The sequence below is a fragment of the Streptomyces zaehneri genome, assembly GCF_032248645.1.
Taxonomy (GTDB): domain Bacteria; phylum Actinomycetota; class Actinomycetes; order Streptomycetales; family Streptomycetaceae; genus Streptomyces; species Streptomyces coriariae.
On record NZ_JASTTJ010000002.1, the window covers coordinates 219754 to 245310 of the forward strand.

Consider the following 25557-nt stretch of genomic DNA (forward strand, 5'->3'; position numbering starts at 1 on the left):
GTACGACCGGAGCGAGGGAACATGGCCAACGACACCACCGACGCACGTCCACCCGACGGGTTGAAGGCCAATGCGATCGGGTTCGTCGACGCGCTCGTCATCGGGCTCAACGCCACCTCACCGGCGTATTCACTGGCGGCGGTCATCGGTCCGATCGTGGCGCTGGTGGGCATCTACGCCCCCGGCGTGCTGGTCGCCTCGTTCGTGCCGATGCTTCTGATCGCGTCGGCGTTCTACTACCTCAACAAGGTCGACCAGGACTGCGGCACCACCTTCTCGTGGGTCACCCGGGCCATGGGGCCGTGGGCCGGCTGGCTGGGCGGTTGGGCCATCACCATGACCGGGGTGCTGGTCGTCGGGTCACTGGCGGACGTCGCCGTGAGCTTCGCGCTGCTCGCCTTCGGCCTCGACAGCTGGGTCGACAACGACTTCGTGCGCCAACTGCTCGCGGTGCTGCTGATCCTGGTGATGACCGCCGTGTGCGTCATCGGCACCGAGGTGTCCGCCAAGGTGCAGAACGTCCTCATCCTCGCCCAGGTCGTCTGTCTGCTCGCCTTCGTCGTCGTCGCGCTCTACCGCGTCTACGCGCGCACCAGCACCTTCGATTCCGTCGAACCGTCGATCGACTGGCTCAACCCCTTCGGCGCCGGCGGCTCGACACTGACCGGGGCCCTGCTGCTGGGCGTGTTCATCTACTGGGGCTGGGAGTCCGCGGTCAATCTCACCGAGGAGGTGGAGGACTCCGCCACCGCGCCCGGCAAGGCGGGCGTCTGGTCGACGGTCATCCTTCTGGTGACCTACGTCTCGGTCGGTTTCGCCGTCGTGGCCTACGCCGGACCGGCCTTCCTGGCCGAGAACGCCGACGAGGAGGAGTTCATCTTCGCCCTGCTGGCCGGCCAGGTGATGGGCGGCTGGGACTGGGTCGTGCTGCTGGCGGTCTCCACCTCCGCGCTGGCGTCGACGCAGACGACGATCATCCCGGCGTCCCGTACGGCGCTGTCCATGGCACGCCGTCAGGCGCTGCCCGCGCACTTCGCCCGCATCCACCCGCGGTTCCGCACGCCCGACGTGAGCACCTGGTGGGTCGCCGGCATCGCCATCGCCTGGTACCTCGTCCTCAACCAGATCAGCACCAACGCGCTCTTCGACTCGCTCACCGCGCTGTCGTTGCTGATCGCGTTCTACTACGCCCTCACCGGTGTGGCCTGCGCCGTCTACTATCGCCGCCATCTGACCGAGAGCGTCCGCTACTTCGTGCTCATCGGTCTCGGCCCGCTCGTCGGCGCCGGACTGCTGACCTGGCTCCTCGTGGAATCGGTCTCCGACATGTCCGACCCCGCGAACTCCTATACAGGCGCCTCGTGGCTCGGGGTCGGCCCGCCGCTCGTCATCGGCGTCGGCATCGCCGTCGCGGGCGTGGTGCTCATGGTGCTGTGGCGGCTCAAGTCACCCGCCTTCTGGTCGGAACGCGCGGGCGTGGCCGACCCCGATCTTGTCCACGGCGTCCCCGGCAAGGAGTCCTGAGATGACGATCGTCCTCGGATACGACGACTCTCCCGGCGCGGTTCGTGCCCTGAGCATCGCGATCCAGACGGCGGCCGCCTTCCGTGAGCCCCTCGTGCTGGTCTACGGCGCCGCGGCCCCGGGGGCGAGGGGCGAGGAGTACCGGGCCCACCACGAGGCCGTGCGCGAGGCCGGACGCATCGCCCTCGAGCACGCCGTCGCGGCGGCCGAGGCGGCGGGCGTACCCGCGACGGTCGAGATCATCGACCAGAAACCGGCGCAGGCGTTGCTCGACGCCGCGTCACGCCATGGGGCGAGGTTCATCGTGGTGGGCAGCTGGGGCGAGAGTCCGATGCGCGGGGCCCTGTTGGGCTCGACCCCGCACAAACTCCTGCACCTGTCGAGCATCCCGGTGCTCTGCGTCCCTACCGAGCAATAGGCCGCCGCGCCCACCGTCACCCCGGGCCGGCCGAGTTCCGGAGCCGGGTGTCACCTGCCCCAGATCCTCCGGTACGCCTCCCGGTACCCCGACGGGTCCCAGGTCGTGTCACCGGCGCTGTTGTCGGCCGTGGCGATGTGCACGGGGGCCGTGTACCCGCTGGCCGGACGGCCGGAGAAGGCGCGGTTGAACTCGTCGACGATCTGCCAGCCCTGCAGGGACAGCGGCTCGGGCACGGTGGCGGCCTGGTACTGCCCGCTGTTGATGCGCTGGAAGGCGGAGGGGTCGCCGTCGCCGGCGCCGATGTTGAAGGGCGGGCCGGAGCCTTGTTCCCCGGCCGCCCGGAAGGCGGGGGCGGCGTCGGCGAAGTACAGGTCGTTGATAGCGACGGAGTGGGTCCACCTGCTCCGGAAGCGGGAGAGGAGAGAGGCGATCTCGCGCGGGGTGCGACTGCTCGCGTCCGGGATCGGGATGTTCTCGGACGCGAGCAGCCGCACCCCCGGGCAGGTGGCGAGCTCCTTCCTGATCAGGTCGGACTTGTTCCTGGCGAAGGGGATCGAGGCATCGGTGATGAGCACGACCCCCGCGCGGCCGTTGGAGGTCGAGATGATCCACCGTGCGCTGATTCCCGCCACCTCCTCGACGTCGGTGGTGACGTTGGTGAAGAGCTCGGGCCGCCGACTGGGGCCGGGAGCGGCGACCGCGTGCCAGCCGACGAGCGGGATGCCCGCCGCGTCGGCCCGCGCGGCCTGTCGCGACGTCGATTCGGGGTCGAACCCGCCGATGACGATGCCCGAGGGTTTGAGGGCAACGGCCTCGCTCATGGCCGCCTGGATACCGGTCGGGGTGCCTCCGCCGTCGATCACCCGGACCTCCCACCCGATGACCTGCGCGGCCTGCCTCACCCCGTTCGCGGCGCCGGCGACTCCGGGATTGGTCATGGTCTGGGCGACGTAGACGAGGGTCTTGCCGGCCACGGCCGCGGGGCCGCTGGTCGGCCCGTTCCAGGCGATGTGGGTTTTCTCCGCCCGCGCCACGGCCGCCTGGGCCCTGGCCTGGACAGCAGGGCAGCCGCTCGGGCCGTCGGTGGACTGCTGCGGGCCGCCCGACGAGCCGCGTTCGCAGCCGGTCAGCAGGGTCGCCGTCACCAGCAGGGCGCAGGCGGCGAGCCGGGCCTCGAAGGCGCCAGGGATCGCTTCGCGGCTGCCGTACACGGGAGCTCCTCACGTGGGAACGAGCGGGAGGATGCGGCTGGGGGCACGGAGGTGGTGCCCGCGGCGTGGTCAGGAAGCGGTGCCCGCCGTGCCGTCGTCGGACGTCGAAGCCGGCGGCGGCCGAGGCGGCAGGGCGGGCGAATCGCGGCCCGCGAAGGCGCCGGTGCGCATGCGGCGGCGGGCCGCGTAGCCGGCCAGGCCGACGGCGAGGAGCAGGGTGCCGCCGTAGAACAGCGGGACCGTCCAGAAGTCGGCGCCCAGCTGGCCGATGCCGGTGAGGCCGACGGCGAGGACGGCGACGGCGACCACGGTGCCGATGGCGTTGGGTCGGCCGGGTCTGATCGCGGTGGAGCCGAGGAGGGCGCCGACGAAGGCGGGCAGCAGGTAGTCGAGGCCGACGCTCGGATTGCCGATCTGCTGCTGGGCCGCGAGCAGCACACCGGCGAAACCGACGATCAGCCCCGACGCGGTGAACGCGTAGACGGTGTACCTGCGGGTCGGGATGCCGACGAGGTCGGCCGCGCGCGGGTTCGAGCCGACGACGTACAGGTAGCGGCCGAGCGGCAGTCGCTCCAGCACCGTCCACAGGACGACCGTGAGGGCGAGTACGTAGAAGGCGGGGACGGGAAGGCCGAGGAACGTGGAGTCGTAGAGGTCCGTGAAGGCGGCCGGGAGGCCTTGTGGCCCGGGGACGATCCGGCCGCCGTCGGTGATCCAGCCGGTCACGGCGTACATCATGCTGCCGGTCCCGAGGGTGGCGATGAAGGAGTCGATCCGGCCGAACACGACGATGACCCCGTTGAGGACGCCCACGACCGCCCCCGCGACGATCACCGCGAGGCAGGCGAGCGGCCAGGGCCACCGCTCGTGGACGACGAGTTGCAGCACGGTGACGTGCGCCAGGCCGAGGCCGTAGCCGAGGGAGAGGTCGAACGCGCCGGTCACGATGGGGACCATGGCCGCGAGCGCGAGGAGGGCGGGGATCGACTGGTTGGACAGGATCGAGTCGACGGTGTCCAGCGTGGGGAAGGTGCGCGGCAGGGCGAGGGAGAAGATCAGGACGAGCAGGGCGGTGAGGGCCAGGAGGCCGTACGCGCCGATGAGGTGCCCGGGGCCGTGCAGTCGGCGCGGTCGGGGCCGGGGCGAGGAGGGGGAGGGCGGGGCGCTCACGGGTTCGTCCCGGCTCCTGGGGAGGGCACGGCCGAGGCCGCCCGGGTGAGCCCGGCGACGGTGAGGGCCGCACCGCTCAGCTCGGCCGTCACGGCCCCGCGGACGAAGACCAGGGTGCGCCGGCACACGCCCGCCACCTCCTCGAAGTCGGTGGAGATGAGCAGGACCGCGAGGCCGTCGGCCAGCGCTTCGTCGAGCAGGTGGTGGAGCGCGGCCTTGGCGCCGACGTCCACGCTCGCGGTCGGCTCCTCGAGGATCAGCAGGCGCAGGCCCACCCGCAGCCACCGGCCGATCATGACTTTCTGCTGGTTTCCGCCGGACAGGGTGGCGATGGGGGCCTCGCTGTCGCGGGGGCGTACCGAGAACCGTTCGATCAGGGTCACGGCCTCGGCGCGTTCGCGCCGGGGGTTGATCCAGCGCGGCGCCGACAGGCCTCCCGCGCGGGGATTGGCCAGGAGGTTCTCCCGTACGGTCAGCTCGGCGAGGCAGCTCTCCCGCAGTCTGTCGCCGGGCACGAAGCCGACCCCCTTTCCGACGGCGTCGGCCACCGTGCGGGGTCGGTACGTGCGACCGTCGAGACGGGCCCGCCCGCCGAGCAGGGGCCGGGAGCCCGCGAGGGCCCGGCCGAGGTCCAGGTGACCGGCGCCCGAGAGGCCGACCAGGCCCAGGGCTTCCCCGGCCCTCAGTTCCAGGCTGACCGCTCCGGTGCCGGCGGTCCTCACGCCGTCGAGGGTCAGGACGGCCGCCCCGTCGGCCGGCGCCTTGGAGGGGTGGTGGTCCGTCAGCTCCTCGCCGACGATGTCGTGCACCAGACGGGCGGGGCTGTGGCCCGCCAGCGAGCCGTGGCTGACGAGGCGGCCGTCACGCAGTACGGCGAAGGTGTCGGCGACTTCGTACACCTCGTCCAGGCGGTGGCTGACGTAGAGGATGGCGTGCCCGCGGTCGCGCAGGGTGTGCAGGACGCGGAACAGCCGGGCACAGTCCGCGGCGGGGAGGCGGGCGGTCGGCTCGTCGAGGACGATGAGCTTCGCGCGTGCCGCCAGGGCCCTGGCGATCGCGACCAGCGAACGCTCGGCCGGGGAGAGCCGGGCGGCCGGTGCGTCGGGGTCGAGATGTCCGGCGACGAGACGCAGGGCGTCCACGCAGCGCTCGCGGGTCCGCCGCCAGGAGATCAGTCCGGCACGGCGCGGATACCCGGTGCTCAGGGCGATGTTCTCGGCGACCGTCATCCACTCCACGAGACCCAGGTCCTGGTGGATGAACGACATGCCGCGGGAGGCGGCCCGGCTCCCGAGCGGGTGGCCGTCCACCGTGATCTGCCCCGCGTCGGCGTGGTGGACGCCGGCGAGCACCTTGATGAGCGTGGACTTTCCGGCACCGTTGGGCCCGAGGAGGGCAAGGACGCTGCCGGCGTGGACGTCGAGGTCGACCCCGGCCAGCGCGAGGGTCCCGCCGAACCGCTTGCGGAGCCCGCGGATCCGGACCAGGGGGTCCGCGTCGGAGGGCGCAGCCGCCTCGGCGGACGTGTCGGGAGCGTCGTGCACGGACATCTCCGGGGGTCGGCCTGGCGATTTCTTCCCGACGTTCATCGGCATACTATCCAAGGAAATAGGATCATTTCAGACAATTCGGCTCGCCGTGACCCCAACGGATCAGCGAGCCGCTGCCGGAGCGCCGGGCTTCGTGCTCACGCCGCGTCGAGCCCGCATTCGGCCCAGATGACCTTGCCCTCAGGGAGGTAGCGCGTACCCCAGGCCCGTGACAGCTGTGCGACGAGGAACAGGCCACGCCCGCCCTCGTCGGTGCTGGCCGCCCGACGCAGGTGCGGGGCGGTGTTGCTGGCGTCGGAGACCTCACAGATCAGGGTGCGGTCGTGCAGCAGCCGCACCCTGATGGGCCCGCAACCGTGGCGGATGGCGTTGGTGACCAGCTCGCTCAGTATCAGTTCCGCGGCGAACGCCGCCTCGTCGAGCCCCCAGTCGGCCAGTCGCCCGAGGGCGGACGCACGCACCTCACCGACGAAGGCCGGGTCGGCGGGCAGCTCCCAGGTGGCGATCCGACCAGGGTCCAGGGCGTGGGTGCGTGCGACGAGCAGGGCGATGTCGTCGCACGGGTGGGCGGGCGCCACGGTGTCCAGGATCGCCTGGCAGGTCTCCTCGGGGGTGCGCTCCGCGTGGGCGAGGGTCCCGCGCAGCTCGTCGAGGACGACGTCGACGTCGCGGTGCCGGTCCTCGATGAGCCCGTCGGTGTAGAGGACCAGCTGACTGCCCTCGGGCAGGTCGATCTCGACCGCGTCGAAGGGCAGCCCCCCGAGGCCGAGCGGGGGCCCGGCCGGCAGGTCGGGGTACGACACCTCACCGTCGGGGCGGACCAGCGCGGGCGGCGGGTGACCGGCCCGCGCCAGCACGCACTGCTGCGAGGTCGGGTCGTAGATGGCGTACAGACAGGTCGCGCCGATGATGCCGACCCCCTCGCCGTCCGGGTCCTCCCGGTCCAGGCGTCCCACGAGGTTGTCGAGGTGGGTGAGGACCTCGTCCGGGGGGAGGTCGAGTTCGGCGAAACTGCGTGCGGCGGTGCGCAGCCGGCCCATCGTGGCGGCGGACAGCATGCCGTGGCCGACGACGTCGCCGACGATGAGGCCGACCCGGGTGCCGGAGAGAGGGATGACGTCGTACCAGTCCCCGCTCACGTCGGATTCGGCGGGCAGGTAGCGATGGGCGACCTCGACGGCGTCCTGATCGGGCAGACCGTGCGGGAGCAGCCTGCGCTGCAGGGCCAGGACCATGGCGCGTTCGTGGGTGTAGCGCCGCGCGTTGTCGATGGACAGGGCGGCGCGGGTGGCGAGTTCCTGGGCCAGCGAGCGGTCGTCGTCCCCGAAGGGGGCGGGATCCTGCGCGCGGTAGAAGCCGGCGATGCCCAGGACGACACCGCGGGCGACGAGAGGCACGACGATGAGGGAGTGCACGTCCGCCGGCAGCCGTTCGGCGTGCTCGGGGTCCTGGGCGAGCCAGCCCGCCGCGGCCTTCAGGTCCGGTTCCAGCACTGCCTGTCCGCCGGCCAGACACCGCCGCTGGGACGTGCCCGGCCCGAAGTCCGTCCGCTTGCCGACCGGGGTGAAGGGAAGATCGTCGCGGATCCCGTGGACCACCGTACGGCGCAGGTCGTCGAGGGGGTCGGTGGCTTCCTCGCCACGCAGTACGGCCTCGGACAGGTCGACGGTGACGAAGTCGGCCAGTCGCGGGACCGCCGTCTCGGCGAGTTCCTCGGCGGTGCGGCCCACATCCAGGGTCGCTCCTATGCGGCCGCTGGCCTCGGAGAGCAGCTCCAGGCGACGGCGCGCGGCAAGGGCGTACGCCCCCACGAACGGCTCCCCCACCAGCACGAGCCGCCTGGCCGAGGACGACGGTACGGGGCGATCGCCCGTGTCACCGTCGGCGCCGTCGACTCCAGCGGCTCCAGCGGCTCCAGCGGCTCCAGCGGCCGTGACGCCCTTGGCGCCCTTGGCGCCCTTGGCACCCTTGGCACCCTTGGCACCCTTGGCACCCTTGGCACCCTTGGCACCCTTGGCACCCACGGTGAGTCTGCCGGGCGCCGCGTCGGGACGATGTCCGGACGGCGGGGCGGCGGAGAGCCGCGCGGCCGGTGGACCGGCGGAGACGACGGCGAGCTCGGCGGGGAAACCCGGCACCTCGTCCACCTGGCGCGGGATGACCAGGGGCTCTTGCGGAGAGGAGTACGGGAGGAGGGCCTCGACCGCGATGCCCTCCACCCCGGAGGCACTCGTCATGGGCCGGCTCACGAGCGTGATCCGCCGGCCGTCGGGCAGAGGCACGACGACGGCGGCCCGCTGCGCGCGGGAGATCAGCTCGGCGGCCTTCTCCATGAGGGCCGCCCGGTCACGGGAACCCAGCTCGGGGGCCAGCTCGTCCACCGCGATACCGCGGTGGAGGCCGAAGGCGGCTTCGGCTCCGGTGGTCAGGTACGCCCGCAGCAGAGCGCGCTCACGCTCGGAACTCTGCCCCAGCAGCCGCCGTTCCATGGCTCGCGCCGCTTTGCGTATCACGGCGCGCAGCGCCGGGTTCTCGGCGCCGCGCGGATAGCCGAAGCACAGGACCCCCTCGATGCCCCCGCTGAGGGGGTCGCGAACGGGAAGCGCGACGCAGGCGCTCGCCTGGGAGCGCTCCGCGAAGTGCTCGGCCCCATAGACCCGGATGAGGTGCCGCTCGGCCAGGGCGAGACCGATGCCGTTGGTACCGGCTACCCGCTCGGCGAACACGAAGCCCGGAACTCTCTGGATCGCCGGGAGTTTCCTGGCCAGCGAAGCCTCGCCGAAGCGGCGCAGAAGGACCGTCCCGTGCGCGTCGGCGACGGAGATGTTGATCTCGCTGCCGGAGAACCTGGCCTGCAGCCGGTCGAGCACCGGCACGGCGGCTCGGACGATCCGGCCGTCCGGATCGAAATCGTCGAGGAAGGGCAGATCGGACCGGTCCGGCGAGAGGCCCAGGGTCCGGCAGCGCTGCCACGAGTCCAGGATCGACGTTCGCACGCCCTGCTCCACCGGCTCACCCTGCAGAAACCGCTCACGGGAACGGGCGGGCCCCGTGCCGTCTGCGGCACGTCCCGCCGACCTCGGTTCCCCGCCGGACCGAACCACGCTTCGCCTCACCTGCGCCCGAATAGTCTCATTTCAACAAAACAATCCGATATCGGCGAGGATACGGGCATCAGGGGCACTAGTCACGATTCACGAGGTCCCTCACGGCTGTGATGCCCCGGCGGGCCGCGGCCCGCCCGCACAGGATCCGCGGCCAGGCGGTTCCGGGCGCCGCGGTCGGCCGGACCCAGCGGCACCCCCGCACATCCGCCGCACCTGCGCCTCGGCTCACCCCTGCACGGCGAACTGGCTCCCGGTCTTCTCACCGTCCTGCGTGACAGCGGCGGCCACGCAGCGGAAGACACGCAGCCCCTTGTCCCATTCGGCCGCTGTCGGCGGGAGGATGTCGACGTTCCACCCGTCCGCGACCTCGCGGCCCCCCTTGACCATGGACTCGGCCATGACCTGCTGCGAACACAGCGCCTTCACGTCGGGATGCCTGATCAGATCCCGCGCGTTGTTCGTCATGCCGTCCTCCGGCAGCGGGGCGATGGCGAAGGTCTCCCACACATGCCTGGTCCGGCAGTCAGCGCGGCTGACGGTGATGATGCCCGAGACATCCGTGATGCCGCTCCAGCACTCGGGGGTCGCGACACATCGGCCGCCCACGCCGTCGACGCCCGTCGCGGGGCAGTTCGCCGTCGCGGTCGCCACCCCTCCGAAGCCGGACGCGCCCTTGCCCTCGGCCGTGGCAGCGGAGGAGGAGGCCGTCGAGGGAGAGCCCTCGCCCCCGCGGTCCTGCCGACCGTTCTGATACGTCACCACGGTGACCGACACGCTCACCGAGACGGCCACCGCGGCCAGTACGGCGATCAGCCGGGGGCGCCGCGACCCCTTGCGCCCAGCGTCGCTGTCGCCGCCTCCGTCACCGCCCGGCCCGACGGCCGCGGTCGTCCGGCCCGCGTCACGGACGGACGGCGGCGGAGGAGCGCCCCCGTACGGAAGACCCGCGTCCCGCGGCTGCGCGTACGAAGAGGGCGACGCATCCCGGTACGACGGAGCGGTGGTGGTGGTGCCGAGTACCGGTCCGAAGCCACCGGCGCCTCCCGCGTCGACGGTGTCCGGATCGTCGAGATCGACGGCGGCGAGAGCGTCCCGGAACGCGCCCGCGTCGGACAGTCGCCGGGCCGGGTCCGAGGCCACGGCCTGCCGAAGAACCGAGTTGAGGGCCGCGGGCACCCCGGGCAGGGCGGGGTACGGCCAGGTGTGCCGCACGATCAGTTCGGCGAGGCTGAGCTGGGTCCCGTCGTCCGGATAGTGCGGCGGACAGCCCCGCAGCAGGGCGTAGACGGTGGCGGCCAGTGAGTACACGTCACCGGCCGGGGTGGGTTCCGCCATGTGGAAGGCCTCGGGCGGCGCGTACGCGGGGGTCAGCGCCTCCCGCGTCACGGACAGTTCACGCCCCGGCCGGGGCATGGCGGCCAGCCCGAAGTCGGTGAGGGCCACACCGCCGTACCGGTTGACCATGACGTTGCCGGGCTTGATGTCGCGGTGCAGCACCCCGGCCGCGTGAGCCGCCGCCACCGCGTCCGCGAGACCCACGCCGATCTCGCGCGCCTCCTTGAGCGGCAGGGGTCCCTGCCGGTGCAGCCGGTCGCCGAGCGAGCCACCGGGGCACAACTCCAGGACCATGTAAGGGCGGTTGTCGGCAAGCACCCCGGCGTCGTACACCGGCACCACATGCGGGTGCCCGGACAGCTGCCCGGCCGCGGTGACCTCGCGCAGGAAACGCTGACGGTCGCGCGGTGTGGACAGCGTCCTGCTGTCCACCTTCAGTGCGACCTCCCTGCCCACGGCCAACTGCCTGGCCCGGTACACCGTGGCGAACCCACCCTGACCCAGGACCTCCTGGATCTCGTACCCGGGCAGTTCCATTCGTTCGAGCCCCACGTGCCGTACCCCCAGCGCACCGTCCCGGGCAGAACATCCGACCGAGGATGAGGCGAGACTCTAGCCCAGCGGAGGCCGCCGCCCTCGATGCCCGGTGCGAATCGAACTCCTCCCACGGAGACGACGGTCCTTCACTCCCCCGGCCCGGAACCCGACCCCCGAGTGCGGCCACCGGCTCGGCCACCGACCGCTCCGGCAGAGCATCTCTCCGGACCAGGACATATCACCCCAGGAAACTCAGCCGCACCTGACGGTCGGGGTTGTCCTTGTTGGTGTCCACCAGGCACACCGACTGCCAGGTGCCCAGCTCCAGCCGTCCGTCCACGACCGGCAGGGTCGCGTGGGGCGGGACGAAGGCCGGGAGGACGTGGTCGCGGCCGTGGCCGGGGCTGCCGTGCCGGTGCTGCCAGCGGTCGTCGGCGGGGAGGAGGGTGTGCAGCGCGGCCAGGAGGTCGTCGTCGCTTCCGGCGCCCGTCTCGATGATCGCGATCCCGGCCGTGGCGTGCGGGACGAAGACGTTCAGCAGGCCGCCGCGTCCGGCGGCCACCTCGCGCAGGAACGCCTCGCAGTCCCCGGTCAGGTCGACGACCCTCTCCCGGGAGCCTGAGGAGATGTGCAGAACTCGGGTGGTGAACGCATCTGACATGCCCCCATCCTGACCCATACGCCGGGTACCGCGTCCGATCTCACAGCCGAACCGGGAAGATCCACGCCGACCCCTCTGTTGGTTGAGGCGTGAACAGTTTGCGTGACGTCGAGGTGGTCGTCGTAGGCGCCGGCCAAGCGGGTCTGGCCGCCGCCTACCACCTGAGGCGCACCGGTTTCGAGCCGGAGCGCGACTTCGTGGTGCTCGACCACGCCCCCGCCGCCGGCGGTGCCTGGCAGTTCAGGTGGCCCTCGCTGACGTACGGCAAGGTGCACGGGATGCACGCGCTGCCCGGCATGGAACTGACCGGCGCGGATCCCGCCCGACCGTCGTCCGAGGTCGTCGCCGAATACTTCGGCGCCTACGAGCGCGCCTTCGACCTGCGCGTACGGCGCCCGGTCGACGTGCGCGCGGTGCGTGAGGGCACCGGCGGGCGGCTGCTCGTCGAGACCTCGGACGGTACGTGGTCCACGCGGGCCCTGATCAACGCCACCGGCACCTGGGACCGGCCGTTCTGGCCGCGCTACCCCGGCCAGGAGACCTTCCGCAGCCGACAGTTGCACACCGCGCGGTATCCGGGGCCCGAGGCGTTCGCCGGACTGCGGGTGGTCGTGGTGGGCGGTGGCGCGTCCGGCACCCAGCACCTGCTGGAGATCGCGCCGTACGCGGCGGAGACCACGTGGGTGACGCGGCGGCCCCCCGTCTTTCGCGAGGGGCCCTTCGACGAGGGCGCGGGGCGCGCCGCCGTCGCGCTCGTGGAGGAGCGCGTGCGGCAGGGGCTGCCGCCGAAGAGCGTGGTGTCCGTGACGGGACTGCCGCTCAACGACGCGATCCGGCAGGGGCTCGCCGACGGGGTGCTGGACCGGCAGCCCATGTTCGACCGGATCACTCCGGACGGCGTGGAGTGGGACGACGGGCGGCGGGTCGCCGCCGATGTCATCCTGTGGGCGACCGGCTTCCGGGCCGCCATCGACCATCTCGCGCCGCTGCGGCTGCGTGAGCCGGGCGGCGGGATCCGGGTCGAGGGCACGCGTGCGCTCGCCGATCCCCGCGTCCATCTCGTCGGCTACGGGCCGTCGGCCAGCACCATCGGCGCCAACCGGGCCGGCCGCGCGGCCGTACGGGACATCCGGCGGCTGCTCGCGGAGGACCCGGTGGCCGTCTGACACCCCGCCAGGTCACCCGGCCGCCGCCGACCGGCTCTTCGGGCTCTGCCCTCGCGGATGCGGGCCGACCGGGCTCTGCTGGTTCCGGTTGAACTCGGCGACGTTGCGCTGGTGTTCCGCGTAGCTCGCAGTGAAGCGCGTGTCGCCCGGCTTGACCGTGACGAAGTACAGCCAGTCGCCCGGGGTGGGGCTGACGACCGCGCGCATCGCCTCCTCGCCGGGGTTGTCGATCGGCGTCGGCGGCAGGCCCATGCGCTGGTAGGAGTTGTAGGGGCTCTCGACACGGGTGTCGGTCTCCGTCGTCTTCAGCGTGAAGCGGTTCAGCGCGTAGTTGATGGTGGAGTCCATCTGCAGGGGCATCCCGCGCTCCAGCCGGTTGAACACGACCCGGGCCACCTTGCCCATGTCCGCCTTGGTGGCGGCCTCGGCCTGCACGAGGCTGGCGATGGTGACCGTCTGATAGACGTTCATGGCGTTGCGCTGGGCGCCGGCCGCCGTCGGCGCCGCGTTGAACTTCTTGTTGGCGGTGTCGACCATGTAGGAGAGCAGCGTCTGCGGCGTCGCCTTCCTGTCCAGCTGATACGTCGCCGGGAAGAGGTAGCCCTCCGGGTTGCCCTCGGCGTCGTTCGGCAGCTTCAGCCCGGCCTTCGGCAGCACGTTCCTGGTGGTGCCGGCCGGCAGGGCGAGTGCCTTGTCGACGGCCTCGTAGACCTGGCTCGCGCGCCAGCCCTCCGGGATGACCAGGGTCGCCGGCTTCGGCTTCGGCTTCTCCTTCGGACTCTCCAGGCTCAGCAGCGGCACCGCCACGGCGGTGCCGGCCACGACGGCTCCGGTCGCGATGAGGACGAGACGGCCCCGGCGCGTCAGTCGAATCGTGCTCCGTGGCGGAGTGTTCATCTGCATGCGGGCACGGTAACCCCCATATCGTCACAAACCCGGCATGAATTGCCATACTTTCATCTTGTCGGCTCCAGACGGGCGTCCCGTCGCACCAGGGCCGCGTACCGCCCGTTCCGCTCCAACAACTCCTCGTGCGTGCCCCGTTCGGCCACCTGACCGGAGTCGAGGACCACGATCTGGTCGGCACCCCGAATGGTGGACAGCCGATGGGCGATGGTGAGCGTGGTGCGGTTGGCCGAGAGCGCGTCGATGGCGTCCTGGACGGCCCGTTCCGTACGGGTGTCGAGGGCGCTGGTCGCCTCGTCGAGGATCAGCACCGGCGGGTCGCGCAGGATGGTGCGGGCGATGGCCAGCCGTTGCTTCTCGCCACCGGAGAACCGGTGACCGCGCTCACCGACGACCGTGTCGTAGCCGTCGGGCAGGGCGGCGATGTGGTCGTGGATCTGCGCCGCCCGGGCAGCCGCGTGCAGTTCCTCGTCGGTGGCGTCCGGCTTGGCGAAGCGAAGGTTGTCGGCCACCGTGGCGTGGAAGAGGTACGTCTCCTGCGAGACGACGCCGACCGCGCGTGCGAGGGTGTCGAAGTCGAGGTCGCGGACGTCGACGCCGTCGAGAGTGACCCGGCCGCCCGTCACGTCGTACAGGCGCGGCACCAGATAGCCCAGCGTGGACTTGCCGGCGCCGGTCGGGCCGACCACCGCGAGGCTGCCGCCGGCGGGGACGTCGATGTCGATGCCGTCGAGAACGGGCCCGCCCTTGTCGTCGTACCGGAAGGAGACGTCCTCGAAGCGGACCTCGCCCTTGATCTGGCCGAGACGGACCGGATCGTCCTGCTCGGTGATGTCGATGGGCAGGTCGAGGTACTCGAAGATGCGCTGGAAGAGCGCGAGCGAGGTCTGGATCTGCACGCCGGTCGACAGGAGGCTGACGGCCGGGCGGAACAGGCCCTGCTGGAGCGAGACGAAGGCGACGATCGTACCGAGGGAGACATCGGGGCCGCCGGCCCGGAGGGCCAGGCCCGCGGTCCAGTAGATGAACGCGGGCATGGCGGACATGACGATCCCGATCACGGCCATGCGCCAGCGCCCGGCCATGTTCGACCGCACCTCGAGGTCGACGAGTTGCTCGGACTCGTCGGCGAAGGACCGCGTGAGGGAGTCGGAGCGGCCCATGGTGCGGCCGAGCAGGATGCCACTGACCGACAGCGACTCGGTGACCGTGGCCGCCATCGCGGCCATCTGCTTCTGCCGCTGGGTGGTGATCTTCTTGCGTTCGTTGCCGACGCGACGGCTGATCCACACGAACACCGGCAGCAGGAGCAGCGAGACGACGGTCAGCCGCCAGTCGAGCGCGACCATCGCGATGATGGTGGCGACCACGCTGGTGAAGTTGGAGACCAGGGAGGTGGCGGTGGAGGTGACGGTGGCCTGCATGCCGCCGATGTCGTTGGCGATGCGGGACTGGACCTCACCGGTACGCGTGCGCGTGAAGAAGGCGAGGGACATCCGCTGGAGGCGGTCGTAGACGGCCGTCCGCAGGTCGTGCATGACGCGCTGACCGACGGTCGTGGAGATCAGGGTCTGCAGGACGCCGAAGACACCGCCCAGGACGGCGCTGAGGATCATGCCGAGGGCGAGGAGGCTCAGCAGGCCGGTGCGCCCCTCGGGAATGGCGACGTCCAGCGTCTCCTTCAGCAGGAACGGGGTCGCCACGGTGACCAGCGAGGCGGCGGCGACCAGCAGGCCGACGACCGCGAGACGGGCACGGTAGGGCTTGAAGAGGGTGAGGATGCGGCGCACCTGCCGGGGCTGTTCGGCCGAGGTGCCGGGCGAGGGGGTCCAGTCGATGTGGTCGCGGGGCATGGCTCCTACGGAGGGTGAGACGATGAGGACTGACGGAGCATAGCTCATTGTTACCTATACTCACAATGAACGGCGTCCTGATATTGTTCCCGTATGACCACCCCCGATTCCGACAGCCTGCTCGCGGAGCAACTGCTGCGGCTCACACGCCGGGTGCACCGCATCCAGAAGCACCATCTGGAGCGGAGCGGGCTCGGCGTCACCCCGGCCCAGGCCCGGCTGTTGCGCACACTGGCGCACTGCGACTCGCCGCCTCGCATGGCCGACCTCGCCGAGCGGCTCGAGGTGGTGCCCCGGGCCATCACGACCCTGGTCGACGGGCTGGAGGGAAGCGGCAAGGTGCGGCGAGTACCGGACCCCACCAACCGGCGGGTGATCCGGATCGAGCTCACGGAGGACGGCCGCAAGGCCCTGCGGCAACTGCGGGGGGCACGGATGTCCGCCGCGGAGGAGATCCTCGATCCGCTGACGGACCTCGAACGCCAGGTCCTGAGCGGGTTGCTGGACGCACTGGTGGACGGAAACCCGGAACGGGGACCGAAGCATGAACACGGACACGGACACGGGCACGGGCACGGGCACGGGCACGGGCACGGACCTGCCCCTGCCCCTGACCATGGGCAGGGTCAGGGGCAGGGGCAGGGGCAGGGGCAGGAACGCAACTGCTGAACCCCGTGAGAACGGGCCGTGGCCGCCCCTCCGTATTGCTGGAGGGGCGGCCACGGCCCGTTGACGCGTCAGCGCCGTCCGGTCAACGGGTCTCGGGGGTGGCCTCCTTGCCGGGTCCGGACCCAGGCCCGGACCCGGCGGAGACGGCCACCGGAACCCCGGCCACCACCACTTCCGAACTCTCCGAACTGGCCGAACCGGCCGAACCGGCCGACCGCTCGGAGCCTTCCGGACGCCCGGAGCCTTCCGGCTTCGCGGGGCCGTTCGGCTCCTCGTCCGGCGTGGCGACGGTCTCGCCGTCCAGGACCTTCCTGGCCCGCTCCAGGTCCAGCGCGCCCTCCCAGCGGGAGACGGCGAAGACCGCCACGCAGTTGCCGAGGAGGTTGGTGACGACGCGCATCGAGTCCATGATGCGGTCCACGCCCAGCAGCAGGGCGACGGCGCCGGCGGGGATGGCCCCCAGTGAGGAGGCGGTCGCGGAGAGGGCGAGGAAGGCCGAGCCGGGAATGCCGGCCATGCCCTTGCTGGTGAGCATGAGCACCAGGACCACGGTGATCTGCTGGCCCAGGCTGAGGTCCACGCCCACCGCCTGGGCGATGAACAGGGTGCCGATGGACAGGTAGAGCGAGGCACCGTCGAGGTTGAAGGAGTAGCCGGTGGGCAGCACCAGGCCCACGGCGTCGTCGCGCGCGCCGGCCTTGCGCAGCTTCTGCATCACGCGCGGCATGACCGACTCGGTGGAGGCGGTGCCGAGCGCGAGGAGCATCTCCTCGCGGATGTAGCGCAGGAACTTCCACAGACTCAGACCGGTGACCAGCCGCAGGGCGACGGCGAGCAGCGTGATGAACAGGGCGGCGGCCACGTAGCACAGCACGATCAGCTTGCCGTAGGTCTCGATGACGCCCAGGCCGTAGTTGCCGATCAGGACGGCCATCGCACCGAACACGGCGATCGGCGCCAGCCGCATGACGAAGCCGACGATCGCGAAGATGATCTCCTGCGCCTGCTCGACGGCCGGCAGGACCTTCGGCACCTTGGTGTGGCCGAGGTGCAGCAGCGCGGCGCCCACCAGACAGGCCAGGATGAGCACTTGGAGCAGGGAGTTCTCCGCGAAGGCGCCGATGAAGCTGGTGGGCAGCGCGTTCACGACGAACTCGGTCGTCGAGGGCAGCGAACCGCCGCCCGTCTTCGCGTCGACCGCCGAGCTGTCCAGGGTGGACGGGTCGACGTTCATTCCCGAGCCGGGCTGGACGACGTTGGCGGCGAGCAGCCCGATGACCAGCGCGAGCGTGCTCGCGACCTCGAACCAGATCAGGGCCTTGAGCCCGATCCGGCCGAAGGCCTTCAGGTCACCGGCCTTGGCGATGCCGACGACGACCACACAGAACACCAGGGGCGAGATGATCGTCTTGATGAGCCGGGTGAAACCGTCGCCGAGCGGTTGGAGAGCCGTCGCCACGTCGGGCCACAGCTTTCCGACGACGATTCCGAGGACGAGCGCGCAGGCGACCTGCGCGAAGAGTGAGGTACGCAGTATGCGTGCGACGCGTCGCGGCAGGGACGGGACGGACGGCGGCACGGGCACTCCTTGGGGGGATGACGGCACGCTGAAGCCCTGACGGGGACGGACGGAACTTCTGCGATGCGGAAAGCGGCTTCCGTAGCGATCACTGTGAAGGTGCCGTTGATCGCGCACGAGACCTGCGCGTTTCCGCTGTGTAAATCCCGCCCCGAGGGACGCGTCGCACGCGTTCCGGCTCAGCAGCCCGCGTGATCCTCGGTCAGCACCCCCTGCCTCGTGGTGAGTCGCCGGTCGTAGCAGCCGCCCGAGCCGTACAGCCGGCAGCGCTCGCTCGTCGTGGCGCCGGCATGGCGCCGGTCCCGGGGCCTTGAGGCCGTGGCGGGTCAGGACGCGGTGCACGGTGGAGGCCGGCAGGCCCACAACGGGGCCGATGCGGGCCGGGCCGAGCTTGCGGTCCCGCCGCAGCCGGCACACCCGGTCCTGCACCGTCGCCGGGGTGCGGTGCGGCGTCCGGTGCGGCCTGCCGGAACGGTCGAGAAGCCCGGCCTCGCCTTCACGACGCCAGCGGCGGATCCACTTGTGGGCCGTGGCTCGCGAGATGCCCATCCCGGCGGCCACATGGGTGACCGGGCGGCCCTAGCGGACCCGCTCGACGAGCAGCCGCCTGCCATGAACGGTCGGCCGGCATGACGGTGGGACACGAAGACCTCCGTGCGGTGCAGTCCTGGACAGCTCCACCACACCGGTGGTCGTCGCCGTTCAGCAACCCGAGCACCGAGTGTCAACAACGCTCGTGATCAATACACCTGGGCCTTCAGCGCGTCCCTGTCCCCCATGACCACCACGGGATGCCGATCCGGGTCGAGGGTGCGCAGCAGGTGTTCCATCGCCACGCGGGACAGGCTGACGCAGGCCGACGTACCGCTGCCGTGGTCCATGTGCAGCCAGATCCCCCCGCCCTTCTCCTCACCCTCGGGCCGCGTCGGGTCGTCGGGCGGGGCGCCCTTGACGCGGTTGTAGTCGATGGCGATGACGTAGTCGAAGTCGTGCCAGTGCGACCGCGCCCACCAGCGCGGCGCCGCGAAGGAGGCCGACCGCGTGTACGGCAGCCGGGTGCCGGGATCGGCCAGGACACCGCCCGCGTCGGTGAGCGTGAACACGCCGACCGGACTGCGGTTGTCACCTGCGTGGTGCTCGGCGGTCCAGCCCTTCTTGCCGTTGTGCCCCCGCCAGCTCCGGACGCGCTCCCAGGACGGTCCCCGTCTGGCGTAGAGCACGACGGTGGCGTCCGCGGAGTCCTTCCCGTCGCCGTACACCGCCACAACCTGGCGGGAAACAGCGGGGATCAGCCGTCGCAGCCGGTCACCGACCCCCGGGACGCCGGTCGTCGCGGCGCCGCTCGCCGAGGTCCCGCCTCTCCCGCCGGCCACTCCCGACGTGCCGTCACTCACGTGTCGCACGGCCGCGCCACCGCACGCGGACAAGGCCGCGAGCAGCAGGCCACAGATCACCGGCGCGGCTCCCGCGCGTCGCACACAGCCAGGTCGCATCGGCCCATGCTCGCACCACCTTCCGGGCGCCAGCGGCAGGTTCCGGACATCCGGGCCGTGTCGGACAGCTGCCGGATCCGGCCGCCGCCAAGGAAAACCGGTTGATTTTGACCACGCTGCGACGCGAACCTTGCACGGTTTGTTGCCGCTCCCCGCGGACCTTCCGCTCGTCCGTCCGCGCCTCCCCCTACCCGTCTCCCGTCTCCCGCCTTCCCATGTTCCCGTCGCCCTCCTCCTCCCTCTCCGTCTTCTTCTCCCCCTACCCCTGACTCGAGCCACTGGGACGTCATGCAGATCCAAGACCTTCCGTACCCCGACCCGGGTGTGCCGGACGCACGCTCGGGACCGCGCTTCCTGTGGTGGCTCGGCCGTAACCAGCTGGGCGGCCAGCTCAAGTCCCTGGCCTGGGGGCTGCTGCACTTCGTCGCCGTCTCGGCACAGCCGTTCTGCGTCGGATTCGCCATCGAGGCCGTCGTGGACCGTTCGGGTACCCGGCTCGCCCTCACCGGCGGCGCGATGGCCCTGTGCGGTGCCGCCACCGCGGTCGGGGACACCTTCCTGCACCGCACCGCCGTCACCAACTGGATCACCGCCGCCGCCCGGGTGCAGCAACTGCTCGCCCGTAAGGCCTCGCAGCTCGGCTCCGCGCTGACCCGGCGGGTCGCGGCCGGTGAGGTCGTGGCCGTCTCCACGGGCGACGTCGAGAAGATCGGCTGGCTCGTGGAGGCCGTGTCCCGCTTCACCGCCGCGGCCCTCACGGTCCTGCTGGTCTGCGTCGGCCTGGTCGTCTACCAGCCGGCGCTCGGCCTGGTGGTCGCCGTGGGTCTGCCCGTTCTCGCGCTCGCGGTGCTGCCCCTGCTGCCCCCGGCGACGCGACGGGCCGACGTCCAGCGTGAGAAGGCCGGACGCGCCACCGAACTCGCCTCCGACACGGTGGCCGGCCTGCGGGTGCTGCGCGGGATCGGCGGCGAGGAACTGTTCCTCGACCGCTACCGCAGCGCCTCGCAGGAGGTCCGGCACGCGGCCGTGCGCAGTGCCCGCATGTGGTCGTTGATCAGCGCCATCCAGGTGCTGCTGCCCGGCCTGCTGCTGATCACGGTCGTCTGCTACGGCGTCCACCTGGCCCGCCAGGGCCGCATCACCGTCGGCGAACTGGTCACGGTCTACAGCTCCGTCATGGTCCTGGCCTATCCCCTCAGGCACTTCGAGGAGATCGCGATGGCCTACTCCTTCTCCCGCCCCTCGGCCAGACGTGCCGCCCGGGTGCTGTCCCTGGAACGGGTCACCGACATCGGCGGCTCACGCGCGGCCGACGCTCCCTCGGGCGACCTGTACGACCCCGCCACCGGGCTGCTCGCCCCTTCCGCCCGGCTCACCGCGGTGGTGTGCGGCGACCCGGACGCGGCCGGACAGCTGGCGGAGCGGCTGGGCGGGCATCCCCCGGAGGACAGCCCTTCGGTACTGCTCGGCGGGGTCCCGCTGAACGAGCTGCCGCTGGACTCCGCGCGCACCTCGGTCCTCGTCCAGGACAAGGACCCGGTGCTGCTGTCCGGTTCCCTGCGCGATCTGCTCGACGTGCCCGCCTCGGGTGCGGTCGACGCGGGTGCGGCGCTGGCCGCCGCGCAGTGCGGGGACGTCCTCAACGCACTCGTGCAGGGTTCGCTGGACGCCGACGACCCGATGGACGCCCGCATCACCGAACGCGGCCGGTCCCTCTCCGGCGGCCAGCGGCAACGGCTCGCGCTGGCCCGCTCCCTGTACACGGACCCCGAGGTCCTCGTCCTGGACGAGCCCACCTCCGCCGTCGACTCGCACACCGAGGCACGGATCGCCGAGGGGCTGCGCGAACTGCGGGCGGGGCGCACGACGGTGGTGTTCACCTCGTCCCCCCTGCTGCTGGACCGCGCCGACCGGGTGGTGCTCGTGCACGAGGGCGAGGCCGTCGCGGTGGGCGTGCACCGCGAACTGCTGCGCTCCGAGCCCCGGTACCGGGCCGTGGTGACCAGGGAGACCGAGGAGGAAGCCGCGCTGGGCAAGGCCCTCGAGGCCGAAGAGCCCTCACTGAGCGGTGTGTTGAAGGGTCTGGCAGACAACGGACTCGAAGAGATCGAACGCGAAGAGATCGAGGAGACCGCATGATCGGCGTGGCGCCGCCCGCGTACGACCCGGCGGCACCGACGACGGCGAACACGCTGCCCGTCGGCGCCCCCGCGACCGTCCGCGCCTACGTGGCCGAACTCCTGCGCCGGCACCGCCGCGCCCTTCTGCTCCTCCTGCTCGTGAACACGATCGCCACGATCGCCTCGATGGTGGGTCCCTGGCTGCTCGGTGACCTCGTGGAGCGGCTGTCGGACGGCGCGCGCGAGCTCCATCTCGGGCTCGTCGCCACCCTGTTCGTGCTCGCCCTGGTCGTCCAGGCCGCCTTCGTACGGCAGGTGCGGCTGCGCGGCGCGATGCTCGGCGAGCGGATGCTGGCCGACCTGCGTGAGGACTTCCTCGTACGCTCGGTGCGGCTGCCGCCGGGCGTGCTGGAGCGGGCCGGGACCGGCGATCTGCTGTCCCGCATCACCACGGACATCGACCGGCTGGCCAACGCGATGCGCGAGGCCGTGCCCCAGCTGACGATCGGCGTGATGTGGGCCCTGCTGCTGCTCGGCGGGCTCGTCGTCACGGCGCCGCCGTTGGCGCCGGCCGTCCTGGTCGCGGTACCGCTGCTCGTGGCCGGGTGCCGCTGGTACTTCAAGCGGGCGCCCGCCGGCTACCGCTCGGAGGCCGCCGGCTACGCCTCCGTGTCCGCCGCCCTCGCCGAGACCGTGGACGCCGGCCGCACCGTGGAGGCCCACCGGCTGGGCGACCGCCGCATCGCGCTCTCCGAGCAGCGCATCCAGCAGTGGACCGCGTGGGAGCGCTACACGCTGTGGCTGCGCTCGGTGCTCTTCCCGGTCATCAACATGGTGCACGTCACCGTGCTCAGCTCGGTCCTCATGCTCGGCGGAGCGTTCGTGCTGAAGGGCTGGATCGGGGTCGGCCAGCTGACTACGGGCGCACTGCTGGCGCAGATGCTCGTCGACCCGGTGAACCTCATCCTGCGCTGGTACGACGAGCTCCAGGTGGCCCAGGTGTCGCTCGCCCGCCTCGTCGGAGTGCGCGACATCGAGCCGGACGGCGGAGACTCCGGGCTCGTGCCGGACGGGCGCGACGTGCACGCCGACCAGGTCCACTTCGGCTACCGGGAGGGCGTCGACGTGCTGCGCAAGGTGACCCTGGAGGTCTCCCCCGGCACCCGGCTGGCCCTGGTCGGGCCGTCGGGTGCGGGGAAGTCCACACTGGGGCGGCTGCTCGCCGGGATCTACGCGCCGCGCGACGGCCGGATCACTCTCGGCGGCGCCGAGCTGTCGCGGATGACGGCGGAGCGGGTCCGCTCCCATGTGGCGCTCGTCAACCAGGAGCACCACGTCTTCGTGGGCTCCCTGCGCGACAACCTCCGGCTCGCCCTCCCCCACACGCGACTCCACCCGAGCGAGGAAGCCGCGACGGCCGCAGAGGGCGCCGAAACGGCCAAGAGTGCCGAGGACGCCGAGCTGTGGGCGGCTCTGGGCGCGGTCGACGCGGACGGCTGGGCCCGGGCCCTGGACGACGGCCTCGACACCGAGGTCGGCTCCGGCGGTGTCGCGCTCACCCCGGCGCAGGCCCAGCAGATCGCCCTGGCCCGGCTGGTCCTGGCCGATCCCCATACGCTGGTCCTGGACGAGGCGACCTCGCTGCTCGACCCGCGTGCCGCCCGCCATCTGGAGCGGTCCCTCGCCCGGGTCCTGGACGGGCGCACCGTCGTCGCCATCGCCCACCGTCTGCACACCGCCCACGACGCCGACGTCATCGCCGTCGTCGAGAACGGCCGCATCAGCGAGCTGGGCAGCCACACGGATCTGGTCGCGGCGGACGGCGCGTACGCGGCCCTCTGGCGGTCGTGGCACGACTGAGAAGCGAGGCGGCGGGAGCGGCAGGCAGGCACCGACGCGAGGCACGAGAGTGCCCGCGGCGGTGCCTGCGCGCGTGCATGGGCGAGTGTCGGTGGCTGAACCGGCACCCGAGCCGGTGCCGGTGTCTCGGTCGGAGCCGGTGCCCGGGCCAGTGCTGGTGCCTGGGTCAGTCCCGGTGCCCGGGTCAGTGCCGGTGCCGGTGCCGGTGTCCATGCTCGCGCTGGTGTCTGCGCCGGTGACGGTGCTGGCGCCGGCGCGAGTGTCCGGGCCGGTAACAGTGCCGGTGTAGGTGTCGGGGGCGGGGGCGACGTACGGCCCGGTGCCGCCGCCGGTGCCCTCGGCTGCCCCCTCGCGGGGCTGCGGGCTGCGTGCCCCGGGGACGGGAGCGGCCTCGGGTCGCGGCCCCCGCGCCCGGGCAAAGGCGGCCCGGCGCGGCCTTCGTACGTCCTCTGGCGTTGCGCGGTCCCGAAGCGGGGTGGAACGCTGGAAAGCGGCACCCGCGCGGAAGACAGTCGGGATCCCTCCGGAACACACCGCGCTCGACCGGTGCCCCGTGCGGCGGCACCCCGCCGCCGACCGCGAAGAGTACGGGGCCGTCACCCCCTGGAGGTACCCGTGAACAGTGCCGACGGATGGGGGGACGACGTCTACCAGCCCGACGCGTCCGACATCCAGGAAGACTCGGGACTGCTCGATGCCGAGGACACGCTGGAGAACGACGGCGTCGAAGACCCTCTCGATCGCGGTTGGTCCCCGCCGGACCGCCCCTGGGCGGTGGAACACGACGGTGTGACCGCCGCGGAGCGCCGACAGGGCGAGAGCCTTGATCAGCGGCTCGCGGAGGAGGTTCCGGAGCCCGATGCGCCGGACGGCGACGGCCTCGGCGATTGTGACGGCACCGACGGGGAACTCCTCGACAACGAGGTCGGCTCCGCTCGCTCCGGCAGGCTCGTGGCGCCGGACGAGGGAGCCCACGAGGACGAGGAGAGCGCACTGATCGCCACGGACGTGGGCATCGACGGCGCGGCGGCCTCCGCCGAGGAGGCCGCCATGCACATCGTCGACGAGGACGCCCTGTCCGGCTGACCCGTCCTCGGCGGCCCCGGCCGTCCCCGACCCGTCGCCGCCGTCTCCCCCTCCGGCGGCAGCGCCATCGCCATCGCACGAGGAGCCCTCATGCAGCAGGACAAGCAGCCCGACTACCACGCGGTCGTGTTCCGCGACCGGACCGCCGGCTACGCCTTCCTGACCCGGTCCACCGCCCACAGCGACCAGACCATCGAGTGGGACGACGGCGAGACGTACCCGGTCGTGGACGTGGAGATCTCCTCCGAGAGCCACCCCTTCTACACCGGCAAGGCGCGCACCGTGGACACGGAGGGCCGGGTCGCGCGGTTCGAGCGGCGCTACGGCGACGGCGGGGCGATGACCTGAACCGCTGCCGTCGCCACCGCCGACGGCTGCCGTCGGGTCGCTCGTCAGATGTAGTTGAGGGCGGCCGCGCCGCCCACTCCCCCGAGCAGCATGAACACCGGCATCAGCACCTTCAGCTCGACCCAGCTGCCGGCCCGGAACCGCATCACCTTGGGCGGACCGATCGGGTACCAGCGCTTGCGCCCGATCGGGATGGGCCACAGGACCGGGCAGCCCGAGACGGTCAGGGCGTCGCCGATGTCGTGCACCAGGGCGCCCAGCACGATCGGCAGCCCCAGCCACAGGTACTGCTGGCCCGGGTCCGTGAACAGCCAGTCCGAGCCGTTGCCGGGCTTGTCCAGGACGCCGGCGAGGATCCAGGCGCTGGTGGCGGCAAGCAGCCACACCAGCACATCGCTGCTGGATCCCCGCGCCGCCCGCCACAGCAGCCCCTCGATCGCCAGCACCATGTGCACGAAGAGAAGCGCCAGGACCGCCCAGCGGCCACCGGTGATCGCCAGCGCCGAGGCGCCCGCGCCGATCATGACGGCCCACAGCCAGGTGTGCGTCAGGGTTCGGTGGCCTCCGGAGCGGCGCGGGTCGCCCTGCTTCCTGGTGCCCTTGTAGACGGCGTAGGAGAGCTTGTCGACGATCTCGCACAGCCAGCGCGAGACGGGTCCGAAGGCCCGCGAGATGGTGGCCGCCTTGTGGTCGAGGTCCGGGGCGAGCGCGGCTCCGGCGCAGATCAGCGCACCCGCGAGCAGGACCGGCCAGGGCATCGTGTGCCCGGCCGCGGCGGCGGCCGCACCGACGCCGAGCCAGGCGGCCGCGCCCGACAGTGAGTGTGCTGGTCCCATCATGGCCGGTGCCCGCCCTATTCCTCGAATGCCGCTGTCCAGTTGACCGGGTGCGTTGACGCTCCGTCGGCGACACAGCGTAGCGGTCGTGATCTTCGGGCCGGCATCCGATTCCCCCATCAGGG

18 protein-coding genes and 2 pseudogenes are annotated in these 25557 nt (G+C 71.9%); 8 read left to right on the forward strand and 12 right to left on the reverse strand.

The annotated features are described in order from the left end of the window. Positions 1 to 21 precede the first annotated feature (21 nt). Both QQM72_RS03850 and QQM72_RS03855 read left to right on the forward strand, forming a co-directional pair. Complete coding sequence (locus QQM72_RS03850) at positions 22 to 1524, forward strand: APC family permease (protein ID WP_314219341.1); 1503 nt, start codon at positions 22 to 24, stop codon at positions 1522 to 1524. 1 nt (position 1525) lies between these two features. Next, entirely contained in the window at positions 1526 to 1942 is a 417-nt protein-coding gene (locus QQM72_RS03855) for a universal stress protein (RefSeq protein ID WP_314219342.1), read from the forward strand. A 50-nt stretch (positions 1943 to 1992) separates the two neighbouring features. Here QQM72_RS03855 and QQM72_RS03860 read toward each other — a convergent pair whose 3' ends face one another. The 6 genes from QQM72_RS03860 to QQM72_RS03885 form a co-directional block, all read right to left on the reverse strand. Beyond that, entirely contained in the window at positions 1993 to 3156 is a 1164-nt protein-coding gene (locus QQM72_RS03860; RefSeq protein ID WP_314219343.1) for a substrate-binding domain-containing protein, read from the reverse strand. A gap of 69 nt (positions 3157 to 3225) precedes the next feature. Next, positions 3226 to 4326: an ABC transporter permease gene (locus QQM72_RS03865; RefSeq protein ID WP_314219344.1), complete on the reverse strand. Its 1101-nt coding sequence runs from the start codon at positions 4324 to 4326 to the stop codon at positions 3226 to 3228. Continuing rightward, the gene (locus QQM72_RS03870) at positions 4323 to 5870 is read right to left on the reverse strand and encodes an ATP-binding cassette domain-containing protein (protein WP_399075859.1); all 1548 of its coding nucleotides are present in this window, start codon (positions 5868 to 5870) and stop codon (positions 4323 to 4325) included. The genes QQM72_RS03865 and QQM72_RS03870 overlap by 4 nt, the downstream gene beginning before the upstream one ends. Before the next feature lie 143 nt (positions 5871 to 6013). Next, positions 6014 to 8980, reverse strand: coding sequence for a SpoIIE family protein phosphatase (locus QQM72_RS03875; protein ID WP_314219345.1), 2967 nt, complete (start codon positions 8978 to 8980; stop codon positions 6014 to 6016). Between the two features lie 228 nt (positions 8981 to 9208). Continuing rightward, positions 9209 to 10870, reverse strand: a complete 1662-nt coding sequence (locus QQM72_RS03880) for a serine/threonine-protein kinase (protein ID WP_314219346.1) — start codon at positions 10868 to 10870, stop codon at positions 9209 to 9211. A gap of 223 nt (positions 10871 to 11093) precedes the next feature. Further along, on the reverse strand, positions 11094 to 11516 hold the full coding sequence (locus QQM72_RS03885) for a secondary thiamine-phosphate synthase enzyme YjbQ (protein ID WP_314219347.1): 423 nt from the start codon (positions 11514 to 11516) through the stop codon (positions 11094 to 11096). Between the two features lie 89 nt (positions 11517 to 11605). Between QQM72_RS03885 and QQM72_RS03890 the strand changes: the two genes are divergently transcribed. Beyond that, positions 11606 to 12682, forward strand: coding sequence for an NAD(P)-binding domain-containing protein (locus tag QQM72_RS03890; protein ID WP_314219348.1), 1077 nt, complete (start codon positions 11606 to 11608; stop codon positions 12680 to 12682). A gap of 12 nt (positions 12683 to 12694) precedes the next feature. On the opposite strand, the gene mltG is transcribed toward QQM72_RS03890, so the two are convergent. Then, positions 12695 to 13585, reverse strand: a complete 891-nt coding sequence (gene mltG, locus QQM72_RS03895) for an endolytic transglycosylase MltG (protein WP_314219349.1) — start codon at positions 13583 to 13585, stop codon at positions 12695 to 12697. A gap of 53 nt (positions 13586 to 13638) precedes the next feature. Beyond that, positions 13639 to 15441 (reverse strand): ABC transporter ATP-binding protein, encoded by a 1803-nt coding sequence (locus tag QQM72_RS03900; RefSeq protein ID WP_314219350.1) that lies wholly within the window; start codon positions 15439 to 15441, stop codon positions 13639 to 13641. Between the two features lie 93 nt (positions 15442 to 15534). Here QQM72_RS03900 and QQM72_RS03905 point away from each other — a divergent pair. Further along, positions 15535 to 15987, forward strand: a pseudogene (locus QQM72_RS03905) (MarR family winged helix-turn-helix transcriptional regulator); the annotation flags it as partial. 205 nt (positions 15988 to 16192) lie between these two features. On the opposite strand, the gene QQM72_RS03910 reads toward QQM72_RS03905, so the two are convergent. From QQM72_RS03910 to QQM72_RS03920, 3 genes and pseudogenes are all read right to left on the reverse strand, one after another. Then, the gene (locus tag QQM72_RS03910; RefSeq protein WP_314219647.1) at positions 16193 to 17689 is read right to left on the reverse strand and encodes a cation:dicarboxylate symporter family transporter; all 1497 of its coding nucleotides are present in this window, start codon (positions 17687 to 17689) and stop codon (positions 16193 to 16195) included. A 312-nt stretch (positions 17690 to 18001) separates the two neighbouring features. Beyond that, a pseudogene (locus QQM72_RS03915) lies at positions 18002 to 18364 on the reverse strand (leucine zipper domain-containing protein); the annotation flags it as partial. A gap of 65 nt (positions 18365 to 18429) precedes the next feature. Then, complete coding sequence (locus tag QQM72_RS03920) at positions 18430 to 19182, reverse strand: hypothetical protein (protein WP_314219351.1); 753 nt, start codon at positions 19180 to 19182, stop codon at positions 18430 to 18432. Between the two features lie 288 nt (positions 19183 to 19470). Here QQM72_RS03920 and QQM72_RS03925 point away from each other — a divergent pair, with 288 nt between their 5' ends. The 4 genes from QQM72_RS03925 to QQM72_RS03940 all read left to right on the forward strand — a co-directional run bounded on the left by QQM72_RS03925 (position 19471) and on the right by QQM72_RS03940 (position 24596). Beyond that, positions 19471 to 21321, forward strand: a complete 1851-nt coding sequence (locus QQM72_RS03925) for an ABC transporter ATP-binding protein (protein ID WP_314219352.1) — start codon at positions 19471 to 19473, stop codon at positions 21319 to 21321. Beyond that, positions 21318 to 23162, forward strand: coding sequence for an ABC transporter ATP-binding protein (locus QQM72_RS03930; protein ID WP_314219353.1), 1845 nt, complete (start codon positions 21318 to 21320; stop codon positions 23160 to 23162). The genes QQM72_RS03925 and QQM72_RS03930 overlap by 4 nt, the downstream gene beginning before the upstream one ends. Positions 23163 to 23777: 615 nt before the next feature. Next, entirely contained in the window at positions 23778 to 24248 is a 471-nt protein-coding gene (locus QQM72_RS03935; RefSeq protein WP_314219354.1) for a DUF5709 domain-containing protein, read from the forward strand. Positions 24249 to 24338: 90 nt separating this feature from the next. Further along, positions 24339 to 24596, forward strand: a complete 258-nt coding sequence (locus QQM72_RS03940) for a type B 50S ribosomal protein L31 (protein WP_314219355.1) — start codon at positions 24339 to 24341, stop codon at positions 24594 to 24596. Between the two features lie 44 nt (positions 24597 to 24640). Here the strand turns inward: QQM72_RS03940 and QQM72_RS03945 are convergent, their stop codons facing one another. Beyond that, on the reverse strand, positions 24641 to 25435 hold the full coding sequence (locus QQM72_RS03945; protein WP_028806162.1) for a metal-dependent hydrolase: 795 nt from the start codon (positions 25433 to 25435) through the stop codon (positions 24641 to 24643). Positions 25436 to 25557: the final 122 nt, after the last annotated feature.